The organism is Kitasatospora fiedleri (assembly GCF_948472415.1).
GTDB lineage: Bacteria > Actinomycetota > Actinomycetes > Streptomycetales > Streptomycetaceae > Kitasatospora > Kitasatospora fiedleri.
Genome location: NZ_OX419519.1, coordinates 5,376,219 through 5,401,358 on the forward strand (window position 1 = coordinate 5,376,219; position 25,140 = coordinate 5,401,358).

Sequence of the window (25,140 nt, forward strand, 5' to 3'; positions counted from 1 at the left end):
GGCCGCGGCCGCCGGTGCGTCATATGCCGGGTGGGAGGTCCCAGGTGGTGTCACGAAGAGCAATGCAACAGATCACCTGGGTGTCCGTCAAGCAGCGGACGTGCGGCGGGGCTTCGCGCCGCGACGGCCGCGGGACTCGATCCAGCGGGCCAGGCCGCCGAGGGCGAGGCACATGGCGATGTAGATCGGGGTGATCACCAGGACGACCGGGATGTACGGGTAGCCGTCGGAGTTGGAGGCGATCAGCTTGCCCACGTACAGCAGCTCGGGGTACGTGATGATGTAGCCGAGCGAGGTGTCCTTGAGGGTGACGACCAGCTGGCCGATGATCGCGGGCAGCATGGTCCGGACCGCCTGCGGGACGAGCACCAGGCTCATCACCTGGGTCTTGCGCAGGCCCAGGGCGTGGGCCGCCTCGGACTGGCCGCGCGGGACGGCGTTGATGCCGGAGCGGATGATCTCGGCCTGCACGGCGCCGTTGTAGAGGACCAGGCCGATGACCAGGCCCCACATCGGCTGGGCGGTGAACACCGCCTGGTAGAGCGCGAAGATCATGATCACCAGCGGCATGGCCCGGAAGAACTGGACCACCGCGGTGCACACCGCCCGCACCGGGCGGTGGTCGGACAGCCGCCCGACCGCGAGCAGCGAGCCGAGCACCAGCGAGCCGACCGCGGCCAGGCCGAAGGCCTTCAGGGTGGCCAGGACGCCGTCGAGGATGCGCTGCTGGACGGCGGTGTACTGGAAGGAGTCCCAGAGCCAGCCGTCGAACTGGCCCTGGTCGGCCAGGGTGGAGACGACCCACCAGAGCAGGGCGGCGATGCCGAGCGCGCCGAGCGCGCCGAGCAGCAGGTAGCGCCGCCGGGCCCGCGGGCCGGGGACGTCGTACAGGACGGAGGCGGTGCGGGTGCTCATCGGGTCACCGCCGTGCGCCGCTCCAGGGCGGAGACGACCGTGCCGATCGCGAAGCTGATCACCAGGTAGGCCAGGGCCACCCAGAAGAAGATGGCGAAGATGGCGTACCCCTTCTCGGTCAGGGTCTTCTGCACGCTGAACAGCTCGAACACGTTGAAGGCGCCGGCGATGGCCGAGTTACGGGGCAGCGCGATGAACACCGAGCCCATCGGCGCGGTCACCGCCCGGGCCGCCTGCGGCAGCACCACCAGGCCGAGGGTCTGGCCGAAGCCCATGCCCAGCGAGCGGGCGGCCTCGGCCTGGCCCAGCGGCACCGTGTTGATGCCCGCGCGCAGCACCTCGCAGACGAAGCTGCCGGTGTAGACGCTGAGCGCGGCCACGGCGGCGGTGAAGCTGCTGATGTGCACGTCCAGCCGCGGCAGCACGAAGGTCACCGCGAAGAACAGCAGGGTCAGCGGGGTGTTGCGGAAGATCGTCACCCAGGTGCCGCCGAAGGCCCGCAGCACCGGGACCGGCGAGACGCGGAAGGCCGCCAGCATGAAGCCCAGCAGCAGGGCGAACAGGGCACTGAGCGCGCTCAGTTCGAGCGTTCCCAGGAACCCGCGGACGAACAGCGAGAAGTTGCCGTCCTCGAACGGTATGCCCATGCCGGCGGCCCTCCTTTCTCGGTATCGGTCGGGTCGGGCGTCAGGCGGTCGGGTCCAGCGCGGGGACGGACGGCGCGGCCGAGCCGGACAGGCCCAGGGTGGCGTCGTACGCCTTCTTCCAGTCGCCGTTGTCCTCGTGCTTCTTGAGGGCGTCGTTGATCGCCTTCTGCAGCACCGCGTCGCCCTTCTTCAGGCCGACGCCGTAGCGCTCGGTGGAGAACGGCTCGCCGACGACCTTGAGCTTGCCCTGGTTCTTCGCGGCGTAGCCCTTGAGGATCGCGTCGTCGGTGGTGACCGCGTCGACCTCCTTGGTGAGCAGCTTCTCCACGCAGAGCGAGTAGCTCTCGAAGGTGGTGACCTTGGCGCCGTACTTGTTGATGTTGTCGACCGAGGTCGAACCGGTGACGGTGCAGACCGCCTTGCCGCTGGTCGACTTCGCGTCGGTGATGGAGGTGTCGTCCTTGTTCACCAGCAGCGACTGGCCGGCGATGTAGTACGGGCCGGCGAAGTCGATCTGCTTCTTGCGGTTGTCGTTGATCGAGTAGGTGCCGACGTAGTAGTCGATCTGGTCGCCGGAGATCGAGGTCTCGCGGGCGCTGGAGTTGATCGTGGTGAACTCGACCTGGTCTGCGGAGAAGCCGAGGTCGGCGGCGATCATCTTGGCGATCTCGATGTCGAAGCCGTTGCGCTTGCCGGTCTGCACGTCCTCGAAGCCGAGGAACGGCTGGTCCGACTTGGCGCCGATGCGGAGCTTGCCGCTCGCCTTGGCCTTGGTCCACACCGGCGAGCCGTCCAGCTTGGCGTCGGCGTTCACCTGGTAGGTCGGCAGCTGGGGGGCGGCCGAGCCGCCCTTCGCGCCGGCGTCCGAGTTCGGGGTGCCGTCCTTGCCGCAGGCCGCGACCGCGGTCAGGGCGAGCACGGACAGGGCGGCGGCTACGGTACGACGGGCCTTCATGCGGTCGTTCTCTCCTCGGTAGGGGCCATCGCTGGCTCCGGGCAAATGCGAACTGACGCTAGATCAATGTCGGACTCAGTGGTGCAGGATCTTCGAGAGGAAGTCCTTGGCGCGGTCGCTGCGCGGCGCGGTGAAGAACGCCTCCGGGGTGTTCTCCTCCACGATCCGGCCGTCCGCCATGAACAGGACGCGGTTGGCGGCCGAGCGTGCGAAGCCCATCTCGTGGGTCACCACCACCATGGTCATGCCCTTGGCGGCGAGCGAACGCATCACCTCCAGCACCTCGTTGACCATCTCCGGGTCGAGGGCCGAGGTCGGCTCGTCGAACAGCATCACCTTCGGGTCCATCGCCAGCGCGCGGGCGATCGCCACCCGCTGCTGCTGGCCGCCGGACAGCTGGGCGGGGTACTTGTCGGCCTGCGCGCCGACGCCGACCCGCTCCAGCAGCTCGCGGGCGGTCCGCTCGGCCTGCGCCTTCGGCACCCGGCCGACCTTCACCTGGGCGAGCACCACGTTCTGCAGCACCGTCTTGTGCGCGAACAGGTTGAAGGACTGGAACACCATGCCGACCTGGGCGCGCAGCCGGGCCAGCTCGCGGCCCTCGGCGGGCAGCGGGCGGCCGTCCACCTCGATCGTGCCGGAGTCGATGGTCTCCAGCCGGTTGATGGTGCGGCACAGCGTCGACTTGCCGGAACCGGACGGGCCGATCAGCACCACGACCTCGCCCTGGGCGATCTCCAGGTCGATGTCCTGCAGCACGTGCAGCGCGCCGAAGTGCTTGTTCACCCCGCGCAGCGCCACCAGCGGGGCGGCCCCGCCGCCTTCCGGCTCGGGCAGCCCGGCACTGTTCTCGGTCATCGCGGCTCGCTCCCTCGTCCTCCGAACCCGGGCCAACTCGCAAGGGCCGCAGAGCCGGTGATGGTCCGTCTGATGTCCGGGGGCCGGAACCGGCGGAGCCCACGGCCCCCGGACGGGGTGACTTTAGGCAGGTACACGACCCCTCGTCAGCCGATCTGAGCTGAACTTGAGGATCACGGTTCGGCTACGCCGGGTAGTCGACGGGTAGCGGATACCGGCTGGGTAACGGACCGGGCAACCCGGTTGACCGGGTGACGCCGGATGGGCATGGATGCCAGGATGGCCCGGTCCCGCCGCGGGCCCGGCCATGACAACGCGCTGCCGCGCGCCGTGCCCCGACCCGGGCCCGGGCCGCGGCACCGAACGCCCGCACGTGTCCGAACCAGCCCGAACGAACCCCACGGAAAGGAGACCCGATGCGCCTGCTCCTGGTCGAGGACGACGACCGCGTGGCTTCCGCCCTGGTGGCGGTGCTCGGCCGGCACGGCTTCCAGGTCCGGCACGCCCGCAGCGGCCACGAGGCCCTGGACGCGCTCGTCCCGGACGGCAGCGACCCCTACCGGGTGGTGCTGCTCGACCTCGGCCTGCCCGACCGCGACGGCTTCGAGGTGTGCAGCCGGATCCGGGCCGGCAGCGGCGTCCCGGTGATCATGGTGACCGCGCGGGCCGACATCCGCTCCCGGATCCACGGCCTCAACCTCGGCGCCGACGACTACGTGGTCAAGCCCTACGACATGGGCGAGCTGCTGGCCCGTATCCACGCCGTGGCCCGCCGCGGCACCCCCCGCAGCACCGAGGAGAACGGCCCCGAGCCGTCCGGGCCGCTGGCCTCCCGCGGCGTCGAGATCGACCGCGAGCGCCGCCGGGTCTCCGTCGAGGGCCGCGACGTCCCGCTGACCCGCAAGGAGTTCGACCTGCTGGCGCTGCTCGCCCAGAGCCCCGGCGTGGTCTACCGCCGCGAACAGATCTTCAGCGAGGTCTGGCGCTCCGGCTGGGAGGGCAACGGCCGCACCCTGGAGGTGCACATCGGCTCGCTGCGCACCAAGCTCGGCCTGCCCGGCCTGGTCGAGGCGGTCCGCGGGGTCGGCTACCGGCTGATCCCCGACCAGCCCGACACCGGCCCCGGGCACGGCTCCGGCTCCCAGGACGGCACCGGCACCGGCACCGGCGACGGCCCGGCGGGGCGCTGACCGCACGTGCGCAACCGCCTGCTCGGCATCCTGATCGCCCTGATGGCCTGCGTGCTGGCCGCGCTCGGGGTGCCCCTGGCCTACCTGATCGCCGCCTCCGAGCAGTCCGAGGTGGTCGTCGACCGGATCGACGACGCCGCCCGCTTCGCCCAGGACCTGCCCACCCAGGGCCGCCTCACCACCGCCGTCAAGGGCGACCCGCAGCCCGGCCCCGGCGACAACGGCCGGCTGCACGCCCTGGCCACCGAGGCCGACCGCTACCACGAGCTGTACGGCGCCCGGATCGGCCTCTTCCAGCGCGACGGCAGCGCCATCGCGGTCTCCCCCGGCGGCTGGCGGCCCCCCGCCGCCGGGCCCGGTCGGCAGGCCTACCAGGAGGCCCTGGCCGGCCGCCGCAGCCACAACCCGCCGCAGGTCTGGCCCTGGACCCCCGACCGCACCCTGGCCGTCGCCCTGCCGGTGGTCCGGGACGGCGACGTGATCGCCGTGGTGCTCACCGAGTCGCCCACCGACGGGCTGCGCTCGCGCGTCCTGCACCGCTGGATGGTGCTGGCCGGCGGCGAGGCGCTCGCCATGATCGTCGCCATCCTGCTCGCCGTCCGGCTCACCGGCTGGGTGCTGCGTCCCGTCCGCACCCTGGACCGGGCCACCCACGACATCGCCACCGGACGGCTCGGCGCCCGGGTCGCCCCCAGCGGCGGACCGCCCGAACTGCGCCGGCTGGCCCGCTCCTTCAACGACATGGCCGACCACGTGGTGCTCGCCATCGACCAGCAGCGGGCCTTCGTCGCCGACGCCTCCCACCAGCTGCGCAACCCGCTCGCCGCGCTGCTGCTGCGGGTCGAGCTGATCGGCCTCGACCTGCCCGAGGGCCACGAGGAGGAACTCGTCGCGGTCCGCGAGGAGGGCGCCCGGCTGGCCCGGGTCCTGGACGACCTGCTCGGCCTGGCCACCGCCGAGGGCTCCCGGCCCGAACCCGAGCCGGTCGACCTGGTCGACCTGGTCCGCACCCGGGCCGACGCCTGGCGCCCGCTCGCCGAGCAGCGCGGCGTCGCCCTGCACTGGGAGGGCCCGCCGATGGCGCACGCCTGGGCCGACCCGATCGGCTTCGGCAGCGCGCTGGACGCCGTGCTGGACAACGCGCTGAAGTTCACCCCGGCCGGCAGCACCGTCCGGGTCGGCCTGCTGATCGGCAAGGACGAGGTCACCGCCACCGTCACCGACGCCGGACCGGGCCTCACCGAGGAGGAGCTGGACCGGGTCGGCGACCGGTTCTGGCGCTCCTCCCGGCACCAGAACATCGACGGCTCCGGCCTCGGCCTGTCCATCGCCCGCACCCTGCTGCTGGCCGGCGGCGGCGGCCTCGGCTTCGAGCCCGCCGAGCCGCACGGCCTGACCGTGCGGCTCAGCGTGCCCCGGCGGCGGCGCTGACCGGCCCGCGCCGGACCCCGCAGCGGCCGGGGCGGAAGCCGGGGCGGGGGCCGGGGCGGCGGCTCAGGGCTTGACGGACTGGTAGTAGCGCCGGGCGCCCTCGTGCAGCGGCAGCGGGTCGGTGTACACCGCGGTGCGCAGGTCCACCAGCTGGGCGGCGTGCACCTGGCGGCCGATGTCGTCCCGGCTGTCGATCACCGCCCGGGTCAGCGCCTCCACCAGCGCCGGGTCCACGTCCGCCCGGGTCACCAGCAGGTTCGGCACCGCGACCGTCGGCACCGCCGTCCGCTCCGGCTCCACGTCCGGGTAGGCGTCCGCCGGGATGGTCGCCGCCCGGTACGCGTCCATGCCGGGGCCCGCCAGCTGGTGCAGCGGGTCGGACAGGTCGCCCATCGGGACGATCCGGATCGGGGTGCGCTGCGACAGGTCGGACAGCGCCGCGGTCGGCAGGCCGCCCGACCAGAAGAACGCGTCCAGCCGGTCGCGCTGCAGCTCGTCCGCGGCCTGGACGACGCTGACCGGCGACGGCCGCACGTCCCGGTCCGGGTTCAGGCCCGCCGCCTCCAGCAGCCGCCGGGTCACCAGGTTCACGCCCGACTTCGCCTGCCCCACCCCGACCCGCAGCCCGCGCAGGTCCGCCACCGAGTGCACCGGCGAGTCGGCCGGCACCACCAGCTGCATGTAGTCGTCGTACAGCCGGGCGATCGCCCGCAGCCCCGGCTTGTCCGGGCTGCCGAAGCTGGCCACCGCGTCGGCCGTGGCCACCGCGAAGTCGTCCTGGTGCGACACCAGCCGCTCCAGGTTGTCCAGCGAGCCCTCGGAGTTGTCCAGCTGGACCTTCAGCCCCGGCATGTGGCCGCCCAGGTACTGCTGCAGCAGCACCCCGTAGCGGTCGTACACCCCGCCGTCCACCCCGGTGGCGAACGCCACCCGCCCGTGCGGGCCGGACGAGGAGCGCGCCGAGGACACCCACCAGCCGCCCGCGCCCCCCGCCACCAGCAGCAGCACCGCGGCGACCCGCACCGGCCGGCCGCGCAGCACGGAACGCGCCGCGGACCGCAGCGCGGCGCCGGGGCGGAGGAGCAGGTTCGCAGCAGCCATGCCGTGGATACTGCCAGCCCCCACCGCCCGGCGGGAGCCCCCTCCCCGCCGCCCGCACCCCGGCGGGAGGCCCGCGCCGCTGCCCTTACCCTTGGCTCTGTGGGTATGGAGGAGAGCTTGCGAACTTACAAGGTCGTCACGTACGGCTGCCAGATGAACGTCCACGACTCCGAGCGCCTGTCCGGGCTGCTGGAGGAGGCCGGCTACGCCAAGGCGGCCGGCGACGGCGACCCCGACCTGGTGGTCTTCAACACCTGCGCGGTCCGCGAGAACGCCGACAACAAGCTGTACGGCAACCTCGGCCGGCTCGCCCCCGCCAAGCAGGCCAACCGCGGCATGCAGATCGCCGTCGGCGGCTGCCTGGCGCAGAAGGACCGCGAGACCATCGTCCGCAAGGCCCCCTGGGTCGACGTGGTCTTCGGCACCCACAACATCGGCCACCTGCCCGCCCTGCTGGAGCGCGCCGCCGTCGAGCGCAAGGCCCAGGTCGAGATCCTCGAATCGCTGGAGACCTTCCCCTCCACCCTGCCCACCCGGCGCGAGTCCGCGTACGCCGCCTGGGTCGCGATCTCGGTCGGCTGCAACAACACCTGCACCTTCTGCATCGTCCCCGCCCTGCGCGGCAAGGAGGAGGACCGCCGGCCCGGTGACGTCCTCGCCGAGGTCGAGGCGCTGGTCGCCGAGGGCGTCGTCGAGGTCACCCTGCTCGGGCAGAACGTCAACGCGTACGGCTCCGACCTCGGCGATCGGGAGGCGTTCGGCAAGCTGCTGCGCGCCTGCGGCCAGGTCGAGGGCCTGGAGCGGGTCCGGTTCACCTCCCCGCACCCGCGCGACTTCACCGACGACGTCATCGCCGCGATGGCCGAGACACCCAACGTGATGCACCAGCTGCACATGCCGCTGCAGTCCGGCTCCGACACCGTCCTCAAGGCGATGCGGCGCTCCTACCGGCAGGAACGCTTCCTCGGCATCATCGAGAAGGTCCGGGCCGCGATGCCGGACGCGGCGATCTCCACCGACATCATCGTCGGCTTCCCCGGCGAGACGGACGAGGACTTCGAGCAGACCCTGCACGTGGTGCGCGAGGCCAGGTTCGCCAACGCCTTCACCTTCCAGTACTCCAAGCGCCCGGGGACGCCGGCCGCCGACATGGCGGACCAGGTGCCCAAGGCCGTGGTGCAGGAGCGCTACGACCGGCTGATCGCCCTCCAGGAGGAGATCTCCTGGGAGGAGAACAAGAAGCAGGTCGGCCGCACGCTGGAGATCCTGGTCGCCGAGGGCGAGGGCAAGAAGGACGACCGCACCGACCGGCTCTCCGGCCGCGCCCCCGACAACCGGCTGGTCCACTTCTCCCGGAGCTTGCGAGGGGAGAACGAAGAGCACAGCGCGCGGCCCGGCGACATGGTCACCGTCGAGATCACCTACGCCGCCCCGCACCACCTCCTCGCGGAGGGCCCCGCGCTCGCCGTCCGCCGCACCCGGGCGGGCGACGCGTGGGAGAAGCGGCAGGCGGCCCCGCCGGCCGCGAAGCCGGCCGGCGTGATGCTGGGGCTGCCGACGATCGGCGCGCCCAAGCAGCCGGCGACCGCGCCGAGCGGCGACGGGTGCGGTTGCTAGCGGAGGCGCACGCGCATCCGGGGGCGCGGGGAACCGCGCGCTGCGGGAGTCGCACGTCGGCGAGGTCGCGGGAGGGGGCAAGGCACTGTCCCGCGTCACGGTCCGGCGGTGCGTGCTCGGCCGGCCGCGCGGTTCCCCGCGCCCCCGGTTTCGCCCTGTCGGGCAGGTCTGCCCGCGCCCCTGTCCGTCACGCCCGGCGCAGCGGTTCGCTCCGCGTCCCCGGTTCCGTCCGGTCGGTGGCGCGTAGAGTGATCGACATGCTTGCTGTCGCCTCCGTGTGCCCCTGCCCGCCGTTGCTCGTGCCGGAGGTGGCGGCGGGGGCCGCCGGTGAGGTGGCGGGGCTGCGGGAGGCGTGTCTGGCGGCGGTGGGGGAGCTGGCCGGGGTCGATCTGGTGGTGGTGGTCGGGACCGGTGAGCGGGCCGGGGTGTGGACGGAGGGCGGCGCGGGGTCGCTGCGCCGGTACGGGGTGGCGAAGGCGGTGCGGCTGCCGCTGGGCGGGGTGGACGGTCCGGAGCTGTCGCCCGCGTTGACGGTGGGGGCGTGGCTGCTGGAGGAGGCGGGCGTGCGGGTGCCGACGCACGCCGTCGCGGTGCGGCCGGACACGGCGCCGGAGCGGCTGCTGGGCCTGGGCCGGGGGCTGGCCGAACTCGCGGACCGGGTGGGCCTGTTGGTGCTGGGTGACGGCAGTGCCCGGCGCTCGGTGAAGGCCCCCGGGTACCTGGACGGGCGGGCCGAGGGGTACGACCGCGCGGTGGCGCTCGCGCTGGCCGGGGCGGACGCGGCGGCGCTGGCCGGGCTGGACGCGGAGCTGTCGGCGGAGCTGATGGCCGAGGGGCGTGCCCCGTGGCAGGTGCTGGCGGGCGCCGCGGAGGGCGCCGCGCTCGGCGGTGAACTGCGCTACGAGGACGCCCCGTACGGCGTCGGCTACCTGGTGGCCTCCTGGCGCTGACGCGCCGGCTCAGCCGTTGGCGGGCGGGACCGGCGGGGTCGGGCCGGTCGGCGGGGTGGGGCCGGTCGGCGGGGTCGGGCCGCCCGCGGGCGGCGGCAGGTCGTCCTGGGGCTTGGCCGCGAAGTCGTCCCGGGCGTGCTTGGTCGCGGAGGTGCCCTTCACGATCTTGTCGGAGTACTTGTGCTTGGTGGCCTTGTCGATCGTCTCGCCGGCCTTGTCCACCATGCCGTCGATCTTGTCGCCGTGCTTCCCGGCCAGCTCGCTGGCCTTCTCCTTCAGTTCCTCGGCCTTGCCCTTGAGGTTGTCCATCAGGCCCATGGGTGCACTCCTAGCATTTCGGGTCATTCCCGCACCAGACATAGCTGATCCTCCCCGGTCAACGACGCAGTGACACGGGAGGTGCCCGGCTTTTGCGAGACTGGTGGGGTGAGCGGTTCCTCTTCTTCCTCCCCTTCCGCACGTCCCGACGTCCCGACCCGGGTGGTCTCGGTGGTCGGCGCGACGGCGGCCGGCAAGTCCGACCTGGCGGTGGCGATCGCCCGCGAGCTCGGCGGGGAGGTGGTGAACACCGACTCGATGCAGCTGTACCGGGGCATGGACATCGGCACCGCCAAGCTGACCGCGGCGGAGCGCGGCGGCGTCCCGCACCACCTGCTGGACGTGTGGGAGGTCACCGAGGCCGCCTCGGTGGCCGAGTACCAGGGCCTGGCGCGGGCGGAGATGGACCGGCAGCTGGCGGCCGGGCAGGTGCCGGTGCTGGTCGGCGGCTCGGGCCTGTACGTGCGGGCGGCGATCGACGAGATGGAGTTCCCCGGGACGGACCCGGCGGTCCGGGCCCGGCTGGAGGAGGAGCTGGAGCGGGTCGGCCCCGGCGCCCTGCACCGGCGCCTCGCCGAGCTGGACCCGGCGGCGGCGGAGGCGATCCTGACCGGCAACGGGCGGCGGATCGTCCGGGCGCTGGAGGTCATCGAGATCACCGGCCGGCCGTTCACGGCCAGCCTGCCGACCCAGCGGGCGGTGTACCCGGCGGTGCAGATCGGCGTCCAGGTGCCGCGTCCGGAGCTGGACCGGCGGATCGAGCTGCGCGTGGACCGGATGTGGGAGGCCGGGCTGCTGGACGAGGTGCGGGAGTTGGAGAAGGCCGGGCTGCGCGAGGGGCTGACCGCGAGCCGGGCGCTCGGCTACCAGCAGGTGCTGGCGTTCTTCGCGGGGGAGTGCACCGAGGACGAGGCGCGGGCGGAGACCGTGCGGGCCACCCGGCGGTTCGCCCGGCGCCAGGAGTCCTGGTTCCGCCGGGACCCGCGCATCCACTGGCTGGAGCGGCCGGAGGGCGCCGATCCGGTCGAGCTGCTGGGCCGGGCACTGGAACTGATCCACCGTCCGGAAGCGTCCCACCGAGCGGGCTGACCGGCGGTTTCCGGCTGCCCGGCGGAGGTATTCGGCCAGGCTCGCGGCGTCTGCACCGGCAGACGCAGGTGCAGGAGGTACCGGCGGTCACGGCGGGATCACGTCCTGGCATCGGATCACCCGATCAAGCCGTGCGACCCCCTGCGGGCGTGTTGGTACGTGCCATCATCGGTACCACCGAGGCCCGGCACGCGGGCCGGCCTCACCGCCCGCGAGCTCCGGAGCTCGTGTCGAGCCGTCAGGGGAGGCCGCGTGTCAACGGGTACCGGCCCCGAAACCGATGAGCTGCTCGGCGACGTCTCCGACGGGTCCGAGACCCTCCCCGAGCTCGCCGTCCCCACCACCTCGTACGCGGTGGCACTGCCCGCGATCGACGACCTGGCCGCCGCGCCGGGCGTGGTCCACGAGCGGGACATCCGGCCGCGCCGCCGGCTGCGCTGGTGGCAGATCCTGCCGATCGCCGCGACCGTGATGTTCGGCTCGCTGATGTTCGCCTTCCCGCTGGCCTTCGGCAGCGAGGGCGCGACCGCGATGATCGGCATGCTCGGCCTGCTGATCACCGCCGCCTCGGTCGGCTGGGGCGCGATGGCCGCCCGCCGGGCCGGGTACAAGTGGCCGGGCGTGCCGCGCCGCGGCAGCACCGAGCGGGCCGGGTGGAAGGCCATCGTGCTGTACACCCTGCTGGCCGCCGTGGCCGTGGCCCTCGCCGTCTGGCGGGTCGTCCACCTGCGCGGCTAGGCCCTGTCCGGCCGATCTTGCCGGGCGCGCGACGCCGGATCATCCCTCCCCCAGCCCCAAGGGGGGCTGGGAGGTGCCCCCTCGGAAGCACCGGCGAAACACCCGAGTACACCCAGTACGAGGGCGTTCCGCCGGCACTCCCAGCCGGGCGCCCGACGCCGCGCGCCGATCCGACAAGATCGACCGGACCTAGGCCCGGCCCGGCAGGATCGGCCGGGCGGGGTCCGGGCCCCGCCCGCCGGGTCCGCCCCCGTCTCACGGGCCGTCCGCCCGGGGTCGGAGCGGCCCGGTTTCGTTACCATCGGCGGTGTGAGCGAGCGCAGCGGTATCAGCGGAACGGCCTTCCTCAAGGGGCACGGCACCCAGAACGACTTCGTGATCCTCCCCGACCCGGACGGCCGGATCGACCTGTCGGCGGCCACCGTCGCCGGGCTGTGCGACCGGCGGGCCGGGATCGGCGCGGACGGCGTGCTCCGGGTGGTCCGCTCGGCGGCCGAGCCCGCGGCGGCGGGGACGGCCGAGCGGGCCGAGTGGTTCATGGACTACCGCAACGCGGACGGCTCGATCGCCGAGATGTGCGGCAACGGGGTGCGGGTGTTCGCCCGCTACCTGGTGCACGCCGGGCACGCCAAGCCGGGCGAGCTGGCGGTGGCCACCCGCGGCGGGGTCAAGCGGGTGCGGATCGCCGAGGACGGCCCGGACGGCATCCCGGGCGAGGTCACCGTGGACATGGGCCGCGCCGTGCTGCCCGGCCCGGACGGCGTCACCGTCACCGTGGACGGGCGCAGCTGGCCCGCGCTGAACGTCAACATGGGCAACCCGCACGCCGTCGCCTTCGTCGAGGACCTGGCGCACGCGGGCACCCTGCTGGACGCCCCGGCCACCGCCCCGCGGGCGCGTACCCGCAGGGCGTGAACGTGGAGTTCGTGGTGGACCGCGGCGAGCGGCACGTGGCGATGCGGGTGCACGAGCGCGGCTCCGGCGAGACCCGCTCCTGCGGCACCGGCGCCTGCGCCGTCGCGGTGGCGGCGATCCGGCGGGACGGTGCCGACCCGGCGGTCACCGGCGAGGCGGTGCGCTACACCGTGGACGTGCCCGGCGGGCGGCTGGTGATCGAGGAGTTCCCGGACGGCCGGATCGAGATGACCGGCCCCGCGGTGATCGTCGCCGAGGGCGTGCTGGTCTGACCGCAGGTCAGCGCGACGGAGCGTCAGCTCCCGCTTCCCACTCGACCCTCCGGCTAATCCGCCCGTTCGAGTGATCCGAGTGACAGAGGGGAAGCGGGGGCTCGCGGAACGTGCTCTGCTCGGTAGCATGGACCACCGGGTCGGCCGTCGCTCCGGTGTTGCTGCCGGAGGTGCAGATGACCATCCGCTCCGAGTTGGCGGGTTCGCCGTCCAAGCAGCAGGCGAGCCGGTTCAGCCGCGCGGCACTCGGCCGGGCCGGTCGGGCGGCGCTGCTCGCCACCGGGCGGACGCCCGTCCCCGACGCCATCGAGCCGATCGTCCAGGCCCACCGGGTGCACCACCCGCAGGCCGACGTACCGCTGCTGACCAGGGCGTACCGGGTCGCCGAGGAGAGCCACCGCGGGCAGACCCGCAAGAGCGGCGAGCCCTACATCACCCACCCGCTCGCGGTGACGATGATCCTCGCCCAGCTCGGCGCGGACACCACCGCGCTGGTCGCCTCGCTGCTGCACGACACCGTCGAGGACACCGAGGTGACGCTCGATCAGGTCGCCGAGGACTTCGGGCCCGAGGTGGCGTACCTGGTCGACGGCGTCACCAAGCTGGAGAAGGTCGACTTCGGGGCCGCCGCCGAGCCGGAGACCTTCCGCAAGATGCTGGTCGCCACCGGCGACGACGTCCGGGTGATGGTGATCAAGCTCGCCGACCGGCTGCACAACATGCGCACCATCCGGCACATGAAGCCCGCCAGCCGGGTGCGGATCGCCAAGGTCACCCGGGACGTGCTGATCCCGCTGGCCGAACGGCTCGGCATCCAGGTGGTCAAGGCGGAGCTGGAGGACATCGTCTTCGCCACCCTGCACCCCGAGGAGTACGAGCGCACCGGCGCGGTGGCCGAGGGCTGGGCGGACGGCGTGCTCGCCCCGTTCGCCGCCGAGCTCGGCCGCCAGCTCGGCGAGGCCGGCATCCCCGCCGCGGTCACCGTCCGCCCCCGGCACCTGGTCTCGCTGCACCGGGTGATGATCAAGCGCGGGGCCGGGCCGGACGGCGCCGGACTGCGGCCCGCCGACTTCGGGCGGCTGCTGGTGGTGGTCGAGGAGAACGCCGACTGCTACGCCGTGCTCGGCGAGCTGCACACCTGCTGGACGCCGCTGCCCGGCGAGTTCAAGGACTTCGTCGCCGCCCCCAAGTTCAACCTGTACCAGTCGCTGCACACCGCGGTCGCGCTGCCCGGCGGCGAGGTGGTCGAGGTGCTGGTCCGCACCCGGCGGATGCACGAGGTCGCCGAGACCGGCGTGGTCGCCCTCGGCGACTCGCGCACCGCCCAGCAGAGCGCCGCCGACGACCCCGAGGACCGCACCGACCCGGCCCGCCCCGGCTGGCTGGCCCGGCTGCTCGACTGGCAGCAGGACACCCCCGACCCGGACGCCTTCTGGTCCGCGCTCACCGCCGACCTGCGCGACGACCGCGAGATCACCGCCGTCACCGAGGACGGCGCCACCCTGCACCTGCCCGCCGGGTCCAGCTGCCTGGACGCCGCCTACCTGCTCGGCGAGGAGACCGGCCACCGATGTATCGGCGCGCGGGTCAACGGCCGGCTCGCCGCGCTCTCCACCGAACTGCGCGACGGCGACATGCTCGGCCTGCTGCTCGCCCCCGACGGCGAGGACAGCGGGCCCGACCCGCAGTGGCTGGAGTACGTCCGCACCCCCGGCGCCCGGCTCGCCGTCGAACGCCGGCTGGCCGCCGTCCGGCCGCCCCCGCCGCCGAGGTGCCCGAGCAGACCGGGGCCCCGGCCGTCCCCGCCGCCGGGGCCCCGGTCGCGCCGCCCGCCGCCGTCGCCCCGGCCGAGGTGCCCGACCTGCCCGGCGCCGCCGTCCGGCTGGCCCGCTGCTGCACGCCCGTCCCGCCCGACGAGGTGACCGGCATCGTGCTGCGCGGCGGGGCCGTCGCGGTGCACCGGGCGGGCTGCCCGACCGGCACCCGGATGCTGCACGGCGGCCGCCGCCCGGTCGAGGTCCGCTGGCTGCCCGGCGGCGCCCCGCAGTGGGGCTACCGGGCCACCCTGCACGCCGAGGCGCTCAACCGCCCCCGGCTGCTCGCCGACCTGACCGCGGCGATCTCCGGCGAGGGCGCCTCCATCTTCTCCGCCGAGGTCGAGCCGCCCCGCCAGCTGCGGGTCCGGCACAGCTACACCCTGGAGCTGCCCGACGCCGCCGCGCTGCCCGCCGTGATGCGCGCGGTGCTCCGGGTCTCCGGCGTGTACGACGTCTACCGGCCCGGCGGCCCCGAGACGGCGGCGGACGGGGCGGCGGCGGACGGGGCGGCGGGGGCGGGTGCCGACCCGGACGGGGCGGCTGGTAAAAGGGATGACTCGGGCACGGCGGACGTGCAACCATCGTGGGGAATTCACGGCGCCTCCGCCGTGTTGTCCGAGAGCACGATCCGATCAACCCAAGGATGAAATGACCTCCACGTTCGACAGCCGCACCCGATCGAGCGAGTCCGCCAGCCGGCTCGCCGACCTCAAGGCGGAAGCCCTGATGGACGAGGACCTCGCGGCGATCGACGAGGGCCTCGGCAACTACGACGGAGAGCAGTACGACCGCTCCGAGCGCGCCGCGCTCCGGCGCGTGGCCGGTCTCTCCACCGAACTACAGGACGTCACCGAAGTCGAGTACCGCCAGCTCCGCCTGGAGCGCGTGGTGCTCGTCGGCGTGTGGACGGACGGCACGCTGGAGGAGGCGGAGAACTCGATGGCCGAGCTCGCCGCCCTCGCCGAGACGGCCGGCTCCGAAGTCCTGGACGGCGTGATCCAGCGCCGCGACAAGCCCGACGCGGCCACCTACATCGGCTCCGGCAAGGCCAAGGAGCTGCGCGACATCGTCGCCTCCACCGGCGCCGACACCGTGGTCTGCGACGGCGAGCTGACGCCCGGCCAGCTGATCCACCTGGAGGACGTGGTCAAGGTCAAGGTGGTCGACCGCACCGCCCTGATCCTGGACATCTTCGCCCAGCACGCCAAGTCCCGGGAGGGCAAGGCGCAGGTCTCGCTCGCCCAGATGCAGTACATGCTGCCGCGGCTGCGCGGCTGGGGCCAGTCGCTGTCCCGGCAGATGGGCGGCGGCGGCTCCGGCTCCTCGGGCGGCGGCATGGCCACCCGCGGTCCCGGTGAGACCAAGATCGAGACCGACCGGCGGCGTATCCGCGAGAAGATGGCGAAGCTCCGCAAGGAGATCGTCGAGATGAAGAAGGGCCGCGACACCAAGCGGCAGGAGCGGCGGCGCAACCACGTCCCCTCGGTGGCCATCGCCGGGTACACCAACGCGGGCAAGTCCTCGCTGCTCAACCGGCTCACCGGCGCCGGCGTCCTGGTGGAGAACGCCCTGTTCGCCACCCTGGACCCGACGGTCCGCCGGGCCGAGACCCCGAGCGGCCGGCTCTACACCCTGGCCGACACCGTCGGCTTCGTCCGGCACCTGCCGCACCACCTGGTCGAGGCGTTCCGCTCCACCATGGAGGAGGTCGCCGACGCCGACCTCATCCTGCACGTGGTGGACGGCTCGCACCCCGAGCCGGAGACCCAGCTCGCCGCCGTCCGCGAGGTGATCGTCTCGGTCGACGCCCAGAACGTGCCGGAGATCGTGGTGATCAACAAGGCCGACGCGGCGGACCCGCTGGTCCTCCAGCGCCTGCTGCGCCGCGAGCCGCACGCCCTGGTGGTGTCGGCCCGCAGCGGCCAGGGCATCGAGGAACTGCTCGCCCTGATCGACCAGGAACTGCCCCGCCCCGCGGTGGAGGTCAGGGCCCTGGTCCCCTACACCCGCGGCGACCTGGTCTCCCGGGTGCACGCGGAGGGCGAGCTGATCTCCACCGAGCACACCGCGGACGGCACCCTGCTGCACGCCAAGGTGGCGACGGCGCTGGCCGCCGAGCTGGAGCGGTACGCGGTCGTCACGGCCTGACCGACCCGGCACCGGCACCGGCAGTCCCAGCGGCGGAGGAACGGGCGGGTGGCGCACCCCGGGGTGCGCCACCCGCCCGTCCGTCGTCGCGGCTACTTCACCAGGAAGGCGTCGAACATCTTCTTGGCGTCCGGGCCGAGGGTCGGCCCGGCCTGCCAGCGGTTGGCGTTGTCGCCGATCGAGACGTTGGAGAACAGCATCGTCCGGCCGCCCTGCTTGGTCAGCCAGCCGCCGCCGGAGGAGCCGCCGGTCATGCTGCAGCCGATGGCCAGCATCGGCGGGCGCGAGCGGTCGAAGACGAACGGGGTCAGCTTGGCGCCGGAGTCGCAGTGCTCCAACTCCTCGCCGTCGTACGGCTTCCCGGCCGGGTAGCCGTACGCCCTGGGCGCGGTGATGTCCTCCGGCTTGGCGTTGAACAGGATCGGCACCGAGCCGCCGACGGTCTCCTCCAGCGAGACGTCCGAGCCGTCCAGCGAGGCCACCCGGATCACCGCGAAGTCGAACTGGTTGGCCGCGGTGCCCACCATGCTGCCCTCCTGGGTCCACTGCGGCATCACCAGCATGCCGGTGGCCAGCCAGCGGCCCAGCGGGGCGACCTGCTCCCAGGTGGCGTCCCGGCCCTTGCCGTTGCTGGTGACGCCGGTGCGGTTGTAGCCGGGCGCGAACATCACCTTGGTGAAGTAGCCCTTGCCCTTGCCCCCGTGGGCGCAGTGCGCGGCCGTCCACACCAGGTTGCTCTTCCCCGGATTGTTCGGGTCGGAGACCACGGTGCCCGAGCAGACCGCCTGGCCCTCGTCCGTCTCGAAGAAGATCTTGCCGATCACGGCGGTGTCCGCGGCGTACGGGTGCGGCTGGGCCTTGGCCGGTATGGTCGGCGGGAAGACCACGTCCCGGATGCTGGGGGCCTTCTCGTCCGGCGTGATCACGGTGGTCTTCTTGGGGTCGGAGGGCTTCTTGGTGTCCCAGAAGCTCCTGATCGCCTCGATGTCCTCCGGCTTGAAGCCGTTCTTGGAGGCCCACTCCTTCCAGTCGTCGGAGCTCCAGTTCGGCACCCGGGACAGGAAGTTCTGCAGTGCGCCGATGTCGACGGACTCCTTCGACGCGGAGGAGGAGGACTTGGCGGGCGGCGGCGAGGGGAGCGCCTTCTGGGTGCAGCCGGCGGTGGTGACGGCGAGTACCGTCACCAGGGCGGCCGCGGCCGCGTTCCGGACTCGGCGCGCTGTGCGGTGCTGGTCGGTCATGGGTGTTCCCCCGGGGTCGGGTCGGGTCGGATCGGGCGGAGGCGACGGGCGGTCGTCACTTCCGGGAGATGTAGTCGAGTGCCTGGCGGGCCACGTCCTCCAGGTAGGGGCCGTTGAGCGCGGTGTGCGCCTGGGTGCCGATCGAGGTGTTGCTGACCAGCCGCTGGCGGCCGTCCGGGCCGTCGGCGAACCAGCCGCCGCCCGACGCGCCGGCCGTCATGGTGCAGCCGATCACCAGCATCGGGGGCCGGGCCGGGTCGAAGCCGCGCGAACCCGGGCGGCCGGAGTCGCAGCGCTCCAACTCCTGCCCGTCGAACGGGGCCAGCGCCGGGTACCCCCAGGCCTGGATCGCGAGCTGCTCGCGCGGGGCGTCGAACCAGACCGGCACGGCGGTGCCGATGACCTCCTCCAGCGAGCGGGTCTCGCCCTCCGGGCCGCGCACCTTGATCACCGCGAAGTCGTACTGGTTGGCGGCGCCCCCGCCCTTGGTGCCCTCGGTGGTCCACAGCGGCGAGGTGATCACCTTGTCGGCCCACCACTGCCCGAGCGGGGCGACCTCGGCCAGCGCCGCCCGGCGGTGGTCGCTGGCCGCGCCGGAGCTGTTGTACGCCGGGACGAACACCAGGTTCCGGTACCAGTCGCCGCCCTTGCCCTCGTGCACGCAGTGCGCGGCCGTCCACACCAGGTCGCTCTTCCCCGGGTGGTTCGGGTCGGCGACCACGGTGGCCGAGCACTGGCCGGTGCCGCCGTTCGGCGCGGTCATGAAGACCTTCCCGGACGCCGGGTAGCTGGTGTACGGGCGCGGCACCGGCTGGGCGGCCACCGGCGGCGGCGCGGACGGCGCGCCGGCGGTGGCGGACGCGGTGGTGCCGGCGGACGCGGCGTCGGGGCCGGACGTGCCGGTCGGGGCGTTCACCGAGAACGACGGCGACGGCGGGGCGGCCGGCCCGTCCGGGGCCGGGGCGGGCTGCCGCGGCGGGGCCTGGTCCATCCGGTCGGCGCTCCACAGGCCCGGCACCGCCGGGTTGCGGAAGCCGTGGCGCTGCGCCCAGCCGTCCCACTCGGCGTACCCCCAGCGCTTCAACTCGGCGAAGCTGTGCGGCTCCCCGCCGCCCCCGCGACCGCCGGTCGAGGTGCAGGCGCTCGTCCCGCCCGCCACCACGGCGACCGCGGACAGCAGGGCCACCACCCCCCGTGCCCTCACCATCAACCCCCCAGAACGGACCGACTCCCGGGACAGTCTTCCACCCGGGCCCGGAGCGGCGGGCGCGCGGTGCCCCTCCGTTGACGTCCGGTCATCGAACCGTGACGGTGACGGTCCGTCAGGGTGCCGTCCGCTCACACCTGCGGGTGAGGGATCGCCCGAAACTCACCGGAACGAGTGATCCGTCCTTGTGTCCGGTGGTGGTGGACAGGCAACCCTTACCCGTAGGCAGTCACGCGGCTACAAGGAGCGGATTTGGCCAGCACCCTCACCGGCGTCCCCCCGGCCGCCCGGCCCGCGGCCGGGCACCCCACCCCGGACCCGCTGCTCGACCCCGACCCGGCCGTGGCCGCCGAACACGCCGCCACCGAGAGCCTGTTGCGCTGCTGGGCCCGGGAGACCGCGGCCGAGCGCCCCGACGGCGACCTGCTGCGGATTCCGGTGCTCGGCGGCGCCGCCCAGCTGTCCGCGCCGGTGCGGCACTGGTCGGCCTGCGGCTGGCACCGGTTCGGCCCGGCCACCGTCTCCACCGGCGCCGCCGAGCACCCGGTCGACGCGGTCACCGTCGCCGCCCTGGTGGCCGGCGCCACCGGCCGCCCCGAACCCGGCCAACTCGCCGACCTGACCGCCCGGGTGGCCGACTCCTCGGCCCGCACCGCGGAGATCCTCACCCACCGCCGGGCCGCCCCCGCCGCGCCCGCCGACGCGTTCCTGCGCGCCGAGCAGTCGCTGCTGCTCGGCCACCCGCTGCACCCCACCCCGAAGAGCCGCGACGGCCTCGGCCCCGCCCAGTCCGCCGCCTACTCCCCGGAGCTGCACGGCTCGTTCCGGCTGCACTGGTGGGCCGTGCACCGCTCGCTGCTGGCCGGCGACAGCGCCACCGGCACCCCCGCCGAGCAGCTCACCGCCGACCTGTACGGCCGCCCGCTGCCCGCGGGGACGGCCGCCCTGCCGCTGCACCCCTGGCAGGCCCGCGAGCTGGCGCTGCGCCCGGCCGTCGCCGACCTGCTGGAGCAGGGACTGCTGACCGACCTCGGGCAGCACGGCGAGCCCTGGCACCCCACCAGCTCGGTGCGCACCGTCTGCCGCCCCGGCACCCCGTGGATGCTCAAGCTGTCGCTGGGCCTGCGGATCACCAACTCCCGCCGGGAGAACCTCCGCAAGGAGCTGCACCGGGGCACCGAGGTGCACCGCCTGCTGGAGTCCGGCCTGGCCGCCCAGTGGCGGGCCGCCCACCCCGGCTTCGACATCGTCCGCGACCCGGCCTGGATCGGCGTCGACCACCCCGCGCTCGGCGACCCCAACGGCCTGGACACCGTGCTGCGGCAGCTGCCGTTCGGGCCCGCCGACCGGGCGCTCTGCGTGGCCGGGCTGGTCGCCGAACAGCCCCTGGACCGGCTCGACTCGCACCTGGCCGGCGTGCTCGCCGAGCTGGCCGTCCGCACCGGCCGCCCGGTGCCGACCGTCGCCACCGAGTGGTTCCTGCGCTACCTGGACACCGTCGTGCTGCCGGTCCTCTGGCTGGACGGGCGGGCCGGCATCGCCCTGGAGGCCCACCAGCAGAACAGCCTGGTCCTGCTGGACGCCCAGGGCTGGCCCGCCGGCGGCCGCTACCGCGACAACCAGGGCTACTACTTCCGCGCCTCGCACGCCGACCGGCTGCGCGCCCGGCTGCCCGGACTCGGCGCGCACAGCGACACCTTCGTGCCCGACGCGGTCGCCGACGAGCGCTTCGCCTACTACCTCGGCATCAACCACGTGCTCGGCCTGATCGGCGCCTTCGGCTCCCAGGGCCTCGCCGACGAGCAGCTGCTGCTGGCCGCGCTGCGCCGCTTCCTGTCCGGCCCCGCCGCCACCGCCACCGGCTCCGCGCTCCCCGCCCACCTGCTGGACGCCCCCACCCTGCGCTGCAAGGCCAACCTGCTCACCCGGCTGCACGGCCTGGACGAACTGGTCGGCCCGGTCGAGACCCAGTCGGTGTACGTCGAGATCGACAACCCGGTGGCCCGGGCGTGATGCCCGAGACCGGCACGATACCCACCGCGGTCGGCGAACTCGTCCTGCGCACCGTGCGGCCGGCCACCGACCTGGACCTGCTCACCGGCTGGATGAACGACCCGGACACCGACCGCTGGTGGGCCCTGGCCGGCCCGCCGCGGACCACCGCGGACCACCTCGCCGCCCAGCTCGACGGCGACGGCCGCAGCCGCCCCGCGCTGGCCCTGCTCGACTCCGTACCCACCGGCTACTTCGAGCTGTACCGGGCCGACCTCGACCCGCTGGCCGCGCACTACCCCGCCCGCCCGCACGACCTGGGCGTGCACCTGCTGCTGGCCCCCGCCGCCCGCGGCCGGGGCCTGGCCGCCCCGCTCCTCGACGCGATCGCCACCCGGCTGCTGGAGCGCGAACCGCGCTGCACCCGGGTGCTCGCCGAACCCGACGTCCGCAACACGCCCTCCGTCCGGGCGTTCGCGCGCGCCGGGTTCGACCGCGTCGCCGACCTCGACCTGCCCGACAAGCGCGCCGCCCTGATGGTCCGCCGGCGCGCCGACACCACCGCCGATACCTAGGACGACATGACCCCCCATGACGACACGGCGGGCCAGCAGCCCGAGCCGTACGACCTGATCGGCGTCGGCATCGGCCCGTTCAACCTCTCGCTGGCCGCGCTCGCCGACCGGGCCGAGACCGTCAGCGCGCTGTTCCTCGACGCCCGGCCCGAGTTCCGCTGGCACCCCGGCATGCTCGTCGACGGCGCCCGGATGCAGGTCCCGTTCCTGGCCGACCTGGTCACCCTGGTCGACCCCACCAACCCCTGGTCGTTCCTCAACTACCTGCGCGACCGGCAGCGGCTGTTCCCGTTCTACTTCAGCGAGCGCTTCCAGCTGCCCCGCCGCGAGTACGACCACTACTGCCGCTGGGCCGCCGAACGGCTCCCCAACTGCCGCTTCGGGCAGCCCGTCACCGCCGTGCACTGGGACGCCGCCGACCAGCTCTACCTGGTGCACGCCGCGGGCGCCGTGCACCGGGCCCGCAACCTGGTCCTCGGCACCGGCACCGAACCCGCCCGCCCCGAGGCCTTCGCCCCGCTGCGCCGGCACCCCGCCGTCCTGCACTCCGCCGACTACCTGGAGCGGCGCCGCTCGCTCGACGCGGCGCGGGACGTCACGGTGGTCGGATCGGGCCAGTCCGGCGCCGAGGTCTTCCTCGACCTGCTCCGGCACCGGGCCGGCGACGGCACCCGGCTGCGCTGGCTCACCCGCACCCGGGCGCTGGCCCCGATGGAGTACTCCAAGCTCGGCCTGGAGCAGTTCACCCCCGACTACACCCGCTACTTCCACGGCCTGCCCGCCGACGTCCGGGACGCCCTCGTCCCCGCCCAGTGGCAGCTGCACAAGGCCGCCAGCGCCGAGACGCTCGCCGAGATCCACGACCACCTGTACGAGCGCACCGTCGGCCGCCCGATCGACGCCGAACCGGTCGAGATCCTGCCCGGCACCGCCGTCACCGAAGCCGCCCAGGGCCCCTGCGGCGGGCTCGAACTGCACTGCCGGCACGGCGACTCCGGCCGCCGCCACCTGGTCCGCACCGACGCCGTGGTACTGGCCACCGGCTACCGGGCGGTGCGCCCCGCCGCCCTCGACCCGATCGCCGAGCTGATCGACTGGGACGGGCAGGGCCGCTACCGGGTCGACCTCGACCACCGGGTCGCCACCCGGCCGGAACTCACCGGCGGTCTGTACGTCCAGAACGCGGAGCTGCACACTCACGGAGTCGGCACCCCGGACCTCGGGCTCGGCGCCCACCGCGCCGCCGTGATCCTCAACGCCGTCGCGGGCAAGACGCTCCACCCGCTGCCCCACCGCACCGCCTGGACCACGTTCCTCCCGGCATCCGCCCCGCCGCCGTCGGCGACACTCCCACGACCCCAGGAAGGGACCGAGCGTGCAGCAGCCAGCCGCTGACTCCGTACTCCACCTGCCACCCCAGCTCACCACCGGGCACTGGCAGGCCGCCGGACGGGACATGCTCGCCAAACTGCTCGGCGAATTCGCCTACGAGGAACTGCTCCACCCGCGGCCCGACGGCGACGGCCGCCACCTGGTGCGGCTCCCGGACGCCGACTACCGGTTCGCCGCCCGCCGGGGCGCGTACGGGAGCTGGCGGGTCGACCCGGCGTCGATCGAGGGCGGCGACGACCCGCTGCGCTTCCTCCAGCAGGCCCGGCACGTCCTCGGGATGGGCGGCGACACCACCGGCCACCTGGTTCGCGAACTCACCGCCACCCTGATCGCCGACGCCCACCTGCGGGCCACCGCGCTGAGCGCCGCCGAACTCGCCGACCTCGACCACGTCGCCCTGGAGGGCCGGCAGACCGGCCACCCGTGGATCGTCGCCAACAAGGGCCGGATCGGCTTCTCCGCCACCGACGCGGCCGGCTGGACCCCGGAGGCCCGGCTGCCCCGCACCCTGCCCTGGCTCGCCGTGCACAAGAGCCTGGCCGAGTTCCGCGGCGACCCGGCCATCTACCGCACCGAGCTCGACCCCGCCTTCCGCACCCAACTGGGCGAGCGCGCCGATGAGTTCTGGCTGCTCCCGGTGCACCCCTGGCAGTGGGACGAGACCGTGGTCGGCCTGTTCGCGCCGTGGATCGCCGACGGCCGGATCGTCCCGCTGCCCAGCGACGGCGACCTCCGGCTGCCCCAGCAGTCCATCCGCTCCTTCTTCAACCTCAGCCGCCCCGACCGCTGCACCGTCAAACTGCCGCTCGCCATCCTCAACACCCTGGTCTGGCGCGGCCTGCCCACCGAACGCGCCCTCGCCGCGCCCGCCGTCACCGCCTGGATCCACCGCCTGCGCGACCAGGACCCGTACCTGCGCGACGAGTGCCGGGTGGTGCTGCTCGGCGAGATCGCCTCGGTCACCGTCGAGCACCCGCTGTACCGGGACCTGCCCGACGCGCCCTACCAGTACAAGGAACTGCTCGGCGCGATCTGGCGCGAACCGCTCGGCCGCCACCTGGAGCCCGGCGAGCGGGCCCGCACGCTGGCCGCGCTGCTGCAGACCGGCTCGGACGGGCGGGCGCTGGCCGCCGAACTCGTCGCCCGCTCCGGCCTGGCGCCCCGGGAGTGGGTGAGCCGGCTGTTCGCCGCGATGCTGCCGCCGCTGCTGCACTTCCTGTACCGCTACGGGCTGGTCTTCTCCCCGCACGGCGAGAACGCCATCGTGGTCTTCGACCAGGACGACGTCCCGGTCCGGCTCGCGGTCAAGGACTTCGTCGACGACGTCAACCTCAGCGACCGGCCGCTGCCCGAACTCGCCGACCTGCCCGCCGACATCGCCGGGGTGCTCAACCGGGAGGACCCGGACTACCTCTGCCAGTTCCTGCACTCCGGCCTGTTCATCGGCGTCTACCGCTACCTCGCCCCGCTGCTGGAGGAGCAACTCGACCTGCCGGAGCCGGAGTTCTGGGAGCTGCTGCGCGCGGAGATCCTGGGCTGCCAGCGGCGCTTCCCCGAGCTCGCGGACCGCCACCGGCTGTTCGACCTGTTCAAGCCCCGGATCGACCGGCTCTGCCTGAACCGCAACCGCCTGCTGCTCGACGGCTACCGGGACCGCCCCGACCGCCCGCACGCCGCCGTCCACGGCCAGGTCGACAACCCGCTGCACAGCACCGCGCAGCTCCCCGTCCAGCGGGTCAGGATTGTCAGTCCCGCCCCGTAGGCTGGGGGCG

General features: G+C 73.9%; 21 protein-coding genes and 1 pseudogene. 14 read left to right on the top strand and 8 right to left on the bottom strand.

Annotation, left to right across the window (positions count from 1 at the left end; all coding sequences use genetic code 11):
* Nucleotides 1–87 precede the first annotated feature (87 nt).
* The 4 genes from QMQ26_RS24620 to QMQ26_RS24635 all read right to left on the bottom strand — a co-directional run bounded on the left by QMQ26_RS24620 (nt 88) and on the right by QMQ26_RS24635 (nt 3,375).
* Nucleotides 88–915 carry an amino acid ABC transporter permease gene (locus tag QMQ26_RS24620; protein WP_100840414.1) on the bottom strand — a complete coding sequence of 276 codons (828 nt, stop codon included), beginning with the start codon at nt 913–915 and terminating at the stop codon, nt 88–90.
* On the bottom strand, nt 912–1,562 hold the full coding sequence (locus QMQ26_RS24625) for an amino acid ABC transporter permease (RefSeq protein ID WP_100840413.1): 651 nt from the start codon (nt 1,560–1,562) through the stop codon (nt 912–914). Before QMQ26_RS24625 ends, QMQ26_RS24620 begins: the two co-directional genes overlap by 4 nt.
* Nucleotides 1,563–1,602: 40 nt before the next feature.
* Nucleotides 1,603–2,517 (bottom strand): glutamate ABC transporter substrate-binding protein, encoded by a 915-nt coding sequence (locus QMQ26_RS24630; RefSeq protein ID WP_100840412.1) that lies wholly within the window; start codon nt 2,515–2,517, stop codon nt 1,603–1,605.
* 75 nt (nt 2,518–2,592) lie between these two features.
* Entirely contained in the window at nt 2,593–3,375 is a 783-nt protein-coding gene (locus QMQ26_RS24635; RefSeq protein ID WP_100840411.1) for an amino acid ABC transporter ATP-binding protein, read from the bottom strand.
* Between the two features lie 416 nt (nt 3,376–3,791).
* Here QMQ26_RS24635 and QMQ26_RS24640 point away from each other — a divergent pair, with 416 nt between their 5' ends.
* Both QMQ26_RS24640 and QMQ26_RS24645 read left to right on the top strand, forming a co-directional pair.
* Complete coding sequence (locus QMQ26_RS24640; protein ID WP_282202711.1) at nt 3,792–4,565, top strand: response regulator transcription factor; 774 nt, start codon at nt 3,792–3,794, stop codon at nt 4,563–4,565.
* Between the two features lie 6 nt (nt 4,566–4,571).
* A complete protein-coding gene (locus QMQ26_RS24645) occupies nt 4,572–5,996 on the top strand; it encodes a sensor histidine kinase (RefSeq protein ID WP_100840410.1) in 1,425 nt (474 codons plus the stop codon).
* 63 nt (nt 5,997–6,059) lie between these two features.
* Here QMQ26_RS24645 and QMQ26_RS24650 read toward each other — a convergent pair whose 3' ends face one another.
* Nucleotides 6,060–7,097 (bottom strand): TAXI family TRAP transporter solute-binding subunit, encoded by a 1,038-nt coding sequence (locus tag QMQ26_RS24650; RefSeq protein WP_282202712.1) that lies wholly within the window; start codon nt 7,095–7,097, stop codon nt 6,060–6,062.
* Nucleotides 7,098–7,202: 105 nt separating this feature from the next.
* Here QMQ26_RS24650 and miaB point away from each other — a divergent pair, with 105 nt between their 5' ends.
* Entirely contained in the window at nt 7,203–8,714 is a 1,512-nt protein-coding gene (gene miaB, locus QMQ26_RS24655) for a tRNA (N6-isopentenyl adenosine(37)-C2)-methylthiotransferase MiaB (protein ID WP_282202713.1), read from the top strand.
* 257 nt (nt 8,715–8,971) lie between these two features.
* Nucleotides 8,972–9,664 carry a class III extradiol ring-cleavage dioxygenase family protein gene (locus QMQ26_RS24660; protein WP_282202714.1) on the top strand — a complete coding sequence of 231 codons (693 nt, stop codon included), beginning with the start codon at nt 8,972–8,974 and terminating at the stop codon, nt 9,662–9,664.
* Nucleotides 9,665–9,673: 9 nt separating this feature from the next.
* Here QMQ26_RS24660 and QMQ26_RS24665 read toward each other — a convergent pair whose 3' ends face one another.
* Nucleotides 9,674–9,982 carry an antitoxin gene (locus QMQ26_RS24665; protein ID WP_282202715.1) on the bottom strand — a complete coding sequence of 103 codons (309 nt, stop codon included), beginning with the start codon at nt 9,980–9,982 and terminating at the stop codon, nt 9,674–9,676.
* 108 nt (nt 9,983–10,090) lie between these two features.
* Between QMQ26_RS24665 and miaA the strand changes: the two genes are divergently transcribed.
* The 6 genes and pseudogenes from miaA to hflX all read left to right on the top strand — a co-directional run bounded on the left by miaA (nt 10,091) and on the right by hflX (nt 16,961).
* Nucleotides 10,091–11,071 (top strand): tRNA (adenosine(37)-N6)-dimethylallyltransferase MiaA, encoded by a 981-nt coding sequence (gene miaA, locus QMQ26_RS24670; protein ID WP_100840406.1) that lies wholly within the window; start codon nt 10,091–10,093, stop codon nt 11,069–11,071.
* Between the two features lie 252 nt (nt 11,072–11,323).
* Nucleotides 11,324–11,809, top strand: a complete 486-nt coding sequence (locus tag QMQ26_RS24675; RefSeq protein ID WP_282202716.1) for a hypothetical protein — start codon at nt 11,324–11,326, stop codon at nt 11,807–11,809.
* Between the two features lie 327 nt (nt 11,810–12,136).
* Nucleotides 12,137–12,996, top strand: a pseudogene (dapF, locus tag QMQ26_RS24680) (diaminopimelate epimerase).
* 176 nt (nt 12,997–13,172) lie between these two features.
* Nucleotides 13,173–14,918 carry a RelA/SpoT family protein gene (locus QMQ26_RS24685; RefSeq protein WP_404813951.1) on the top strand — a complete coding sequence of 582 codons (1,746 nt, stop codon included), beginning with the start codon at nt 13,173–13,175 and terminating at the stop codon, nt 14,916–14,918.
* Nucleotides 14,849–15,460, top strand: a complete 612-nt coding sequence (locus tag QMQ26_RS38330; protein WP_404813952.1) for an ACT domain-containing protein — start codon at nt 14,849–14,851, stop codon at nt 15,458–15,460. The genes QMQ26_RS24685 and QMQ26_RS38330 overlap by 70 nt, the downstream gene beginning before the upstream one ends.
* A 1-nt stretch (nt 15,461) precedes the next feature.
* Nucleotides 15,462–16,961 (top strand): GTPase HflX, encoded by a 1,500-nt coding sequence (gene hflX, locus QMQ26_RS24690; protein WP_100840403.1) that lies wholly within the window; start codon nt 15,462–15,464, stop codon nt 16,959–16,961.
* Between the two features lie 92 nt (nt 16,962–17,053).
* On the opposite strand, the gene QMQ26_RS24695 is transcribed toward hflX, so the two are convergent.
* Nucleotides 17,054–18,202: a trypsin-like serine peptidase gene (locus QMQ26_RS24695; protein ID WP_282202717.1), complete on the bottom strand. Its 1,149-nt coding sequence runs from the start codon at nt 18,200–18,202 to the stop codon at nt 17,054–17,056.
* A gap of 55 nt (nt 18,203–18,257) precedes the next feature.
* Nucleotides 18,258–19,409: a trypsin-like serine peptidase gene (locus QMQ26_RS24700; RefSeq protein WP_282202718.1), complete on the bottom strand. Its 1,152-nt coding sequence runs from the start codon at nt 19,407–19,409 to the stop codon at nt 18,258–18,260.
* Between the two features lie 252 nt (nt 19,410–19,661).
* Here QMQ26_RS24700 and QMQ26_RS24705 point away from each other — a divergent pair, with 252 nt between their 5' ends.
* From QMQ26_RS24705 to QMQ26_RS24720, 4 genes are all read left to right on the top strand, one after another.
* A complete protein-coding gene (locus QMQ26_RS24705; RefSeq protein ID WP_100840400.1) occupies nt 19,662–21,422 on the top strand; it encodes an IucA/IucC family protein in 1,761 nt (586 codons plus the stop codon).
* Nucleotides 21,422–21,976, top strand: coding sequence for a GNAT family N-acetyltransferase (locus QMQ26_RS24710; protein ID WP_404813953.1), 555 nt, complete (start codon nt 21,422–21,424; stop codon nt 21,974–21,976). Before QMQ26_RS24705 ends, QMQ26_RS24710 begins: the two co-directional genes overlap by 1 nt.
* A 6-nt stretch (nt 21,977–21,982) precedes the next feature.
* Nucleotides 21,983–23,371: a lysine N(6)-hydroxylase/L-ornithine N(5)-oxygenase family protein gene (locus QMQ26_RS24715; protein ID WP_282202719.1), complete on the top strand. Its 1,389-nt coding sequence runs from the start codon at nt 21,983–21,985 to the stop codon at nt 23,369–23,371.
* Nucleotides 23,372–23,432: 61 nt separating this feature from the next.
* Complete coding sequence (locus QMQ26_RS24720; protein WP_282206604.1) at nt 23,433–25,130, top strand: IucA/IucC family protein; 1,698 nt, start codon at nt 23,433–23,435, stop codon at nt 25,128–25,130.
* The last annotated feature ends 10 nt before the right edge of the window (nt 25,131–25,140 follow it).

Bases quoted from the DNA above. Each gene is read 5' to 3' on its own strand.
- QMQ26_RS24620 (WP_100840414.1), bottom strand. From the start codon at position 915: ATGAGCACCCGCACCGCCTCCGTCCTGTACGACGTCCCCGGCCCGCGG.
- QMQ26_RS24625 (WP_100840413.1), bottom strand. From the start codon at position 1,562: ATGGGCATACCGTTCGAGGACGGCAACTTCTCGCTGTTCGTCCGCGGG.
- QMQ26_RS24630 (WP_100840412.1), bottom strand. From the start codon at position 2,517: ATGAAGGCCCGTCGTACCGTAGCCGCCGCCCTGTCCGTGCTCGCCCTG.
- QMQ26_RS24635 (WP_100840411.1), bottom strand. From the start codon at position 3,375: ATGACCGAGAACAGTGCCGGGCTGCCCGAGCCGGAAGGCGGCGGGGCC.
- QMQ26_RS24640 (WP_282202711.1), top strand. From the start codon at position 3,792: ATGCGCCTGCTCCTGGTCGAGGACGACGACCGCGTGGCTTCCGCCCTG.
- QMQ26_RS24650 (WP_282202712.1), bottom strand. From the start codon at position 7,097: ATGGCTGCTGCGAACCTGCTCCTCCGCCCCGGCGCCGCGCTGCGGTCC.
- miaB (WP_282202713.1), top strand. From the start codon at position 7,203: ATGGAGGAGAGCTTGCGAACTTACAAGGTCGTCACGTACGGCTGCCAG.
- QMQ26_RS24660 (WP_282202714.1), top strand. From the start codon at position 8,972: ATGCTTGCTGTCGCCTCCGTGTGCCCCTGCCCGCCGTTGCTCGTGCCG.
- QMQ26_RS24665 (WP_282202715.1), bottom strand. From the start codon at position 9,982: ATGGGCCTGATGGACAACCTCAAGGGCAAGGCCGAGGAACTGAAGGAG.
- QMQ26_RS24685 (WP_404813951.1), top strand. From the start codon at position 13,173: ATGACCATCCGCTCCGAGTTGGCGGGTTCGCCGTCCAAGCAGCAGGCG.
- hflX (WP_100840403.1), top strand. From the start codon at position 15,462: ATGACCTCCACGTTCGACAGCCGCACCCGATCGAGCGAGTCCGCCAGC.
- QMQ26_RS24695 (WP_282202717.1), bottom strand. From the start codon at position 18,202: ATGACCGACCAGCACCGCACAGCGCGCCGAGTCCGGAACGCGGCCGCG.
- QMQ26_RS24700 (WP_282202718.1), bottom strand. From the start codon at position 19,409: ATGGTGAGGGCACGGGGGGTGGTGGCCCTGCTGTCCGCGGTCGCCGTG.
- QMQ26_RS24710 (WP_404813953.1), top strand. From the start codon at position 21,422: ATGCCCGAGACCGGCACGATACCCACCGCGGTCGGCGAACTCGTCCTG.
- QMQ26_RS24715 (WP_282202719.1), top strand. From the start codon at position 21,983: ATGACCCCCCATGACGACACGGCGGGCCAGCAGCCCGAGCCGTACGAC.
- QMQ26_RS24720 (WP_282206604.1), top strand. From the start codon at position 23,433: ATGCTCGCCAAACTGCTCGGCGAATTCGCCTACGAGGAACTGCTCCAC.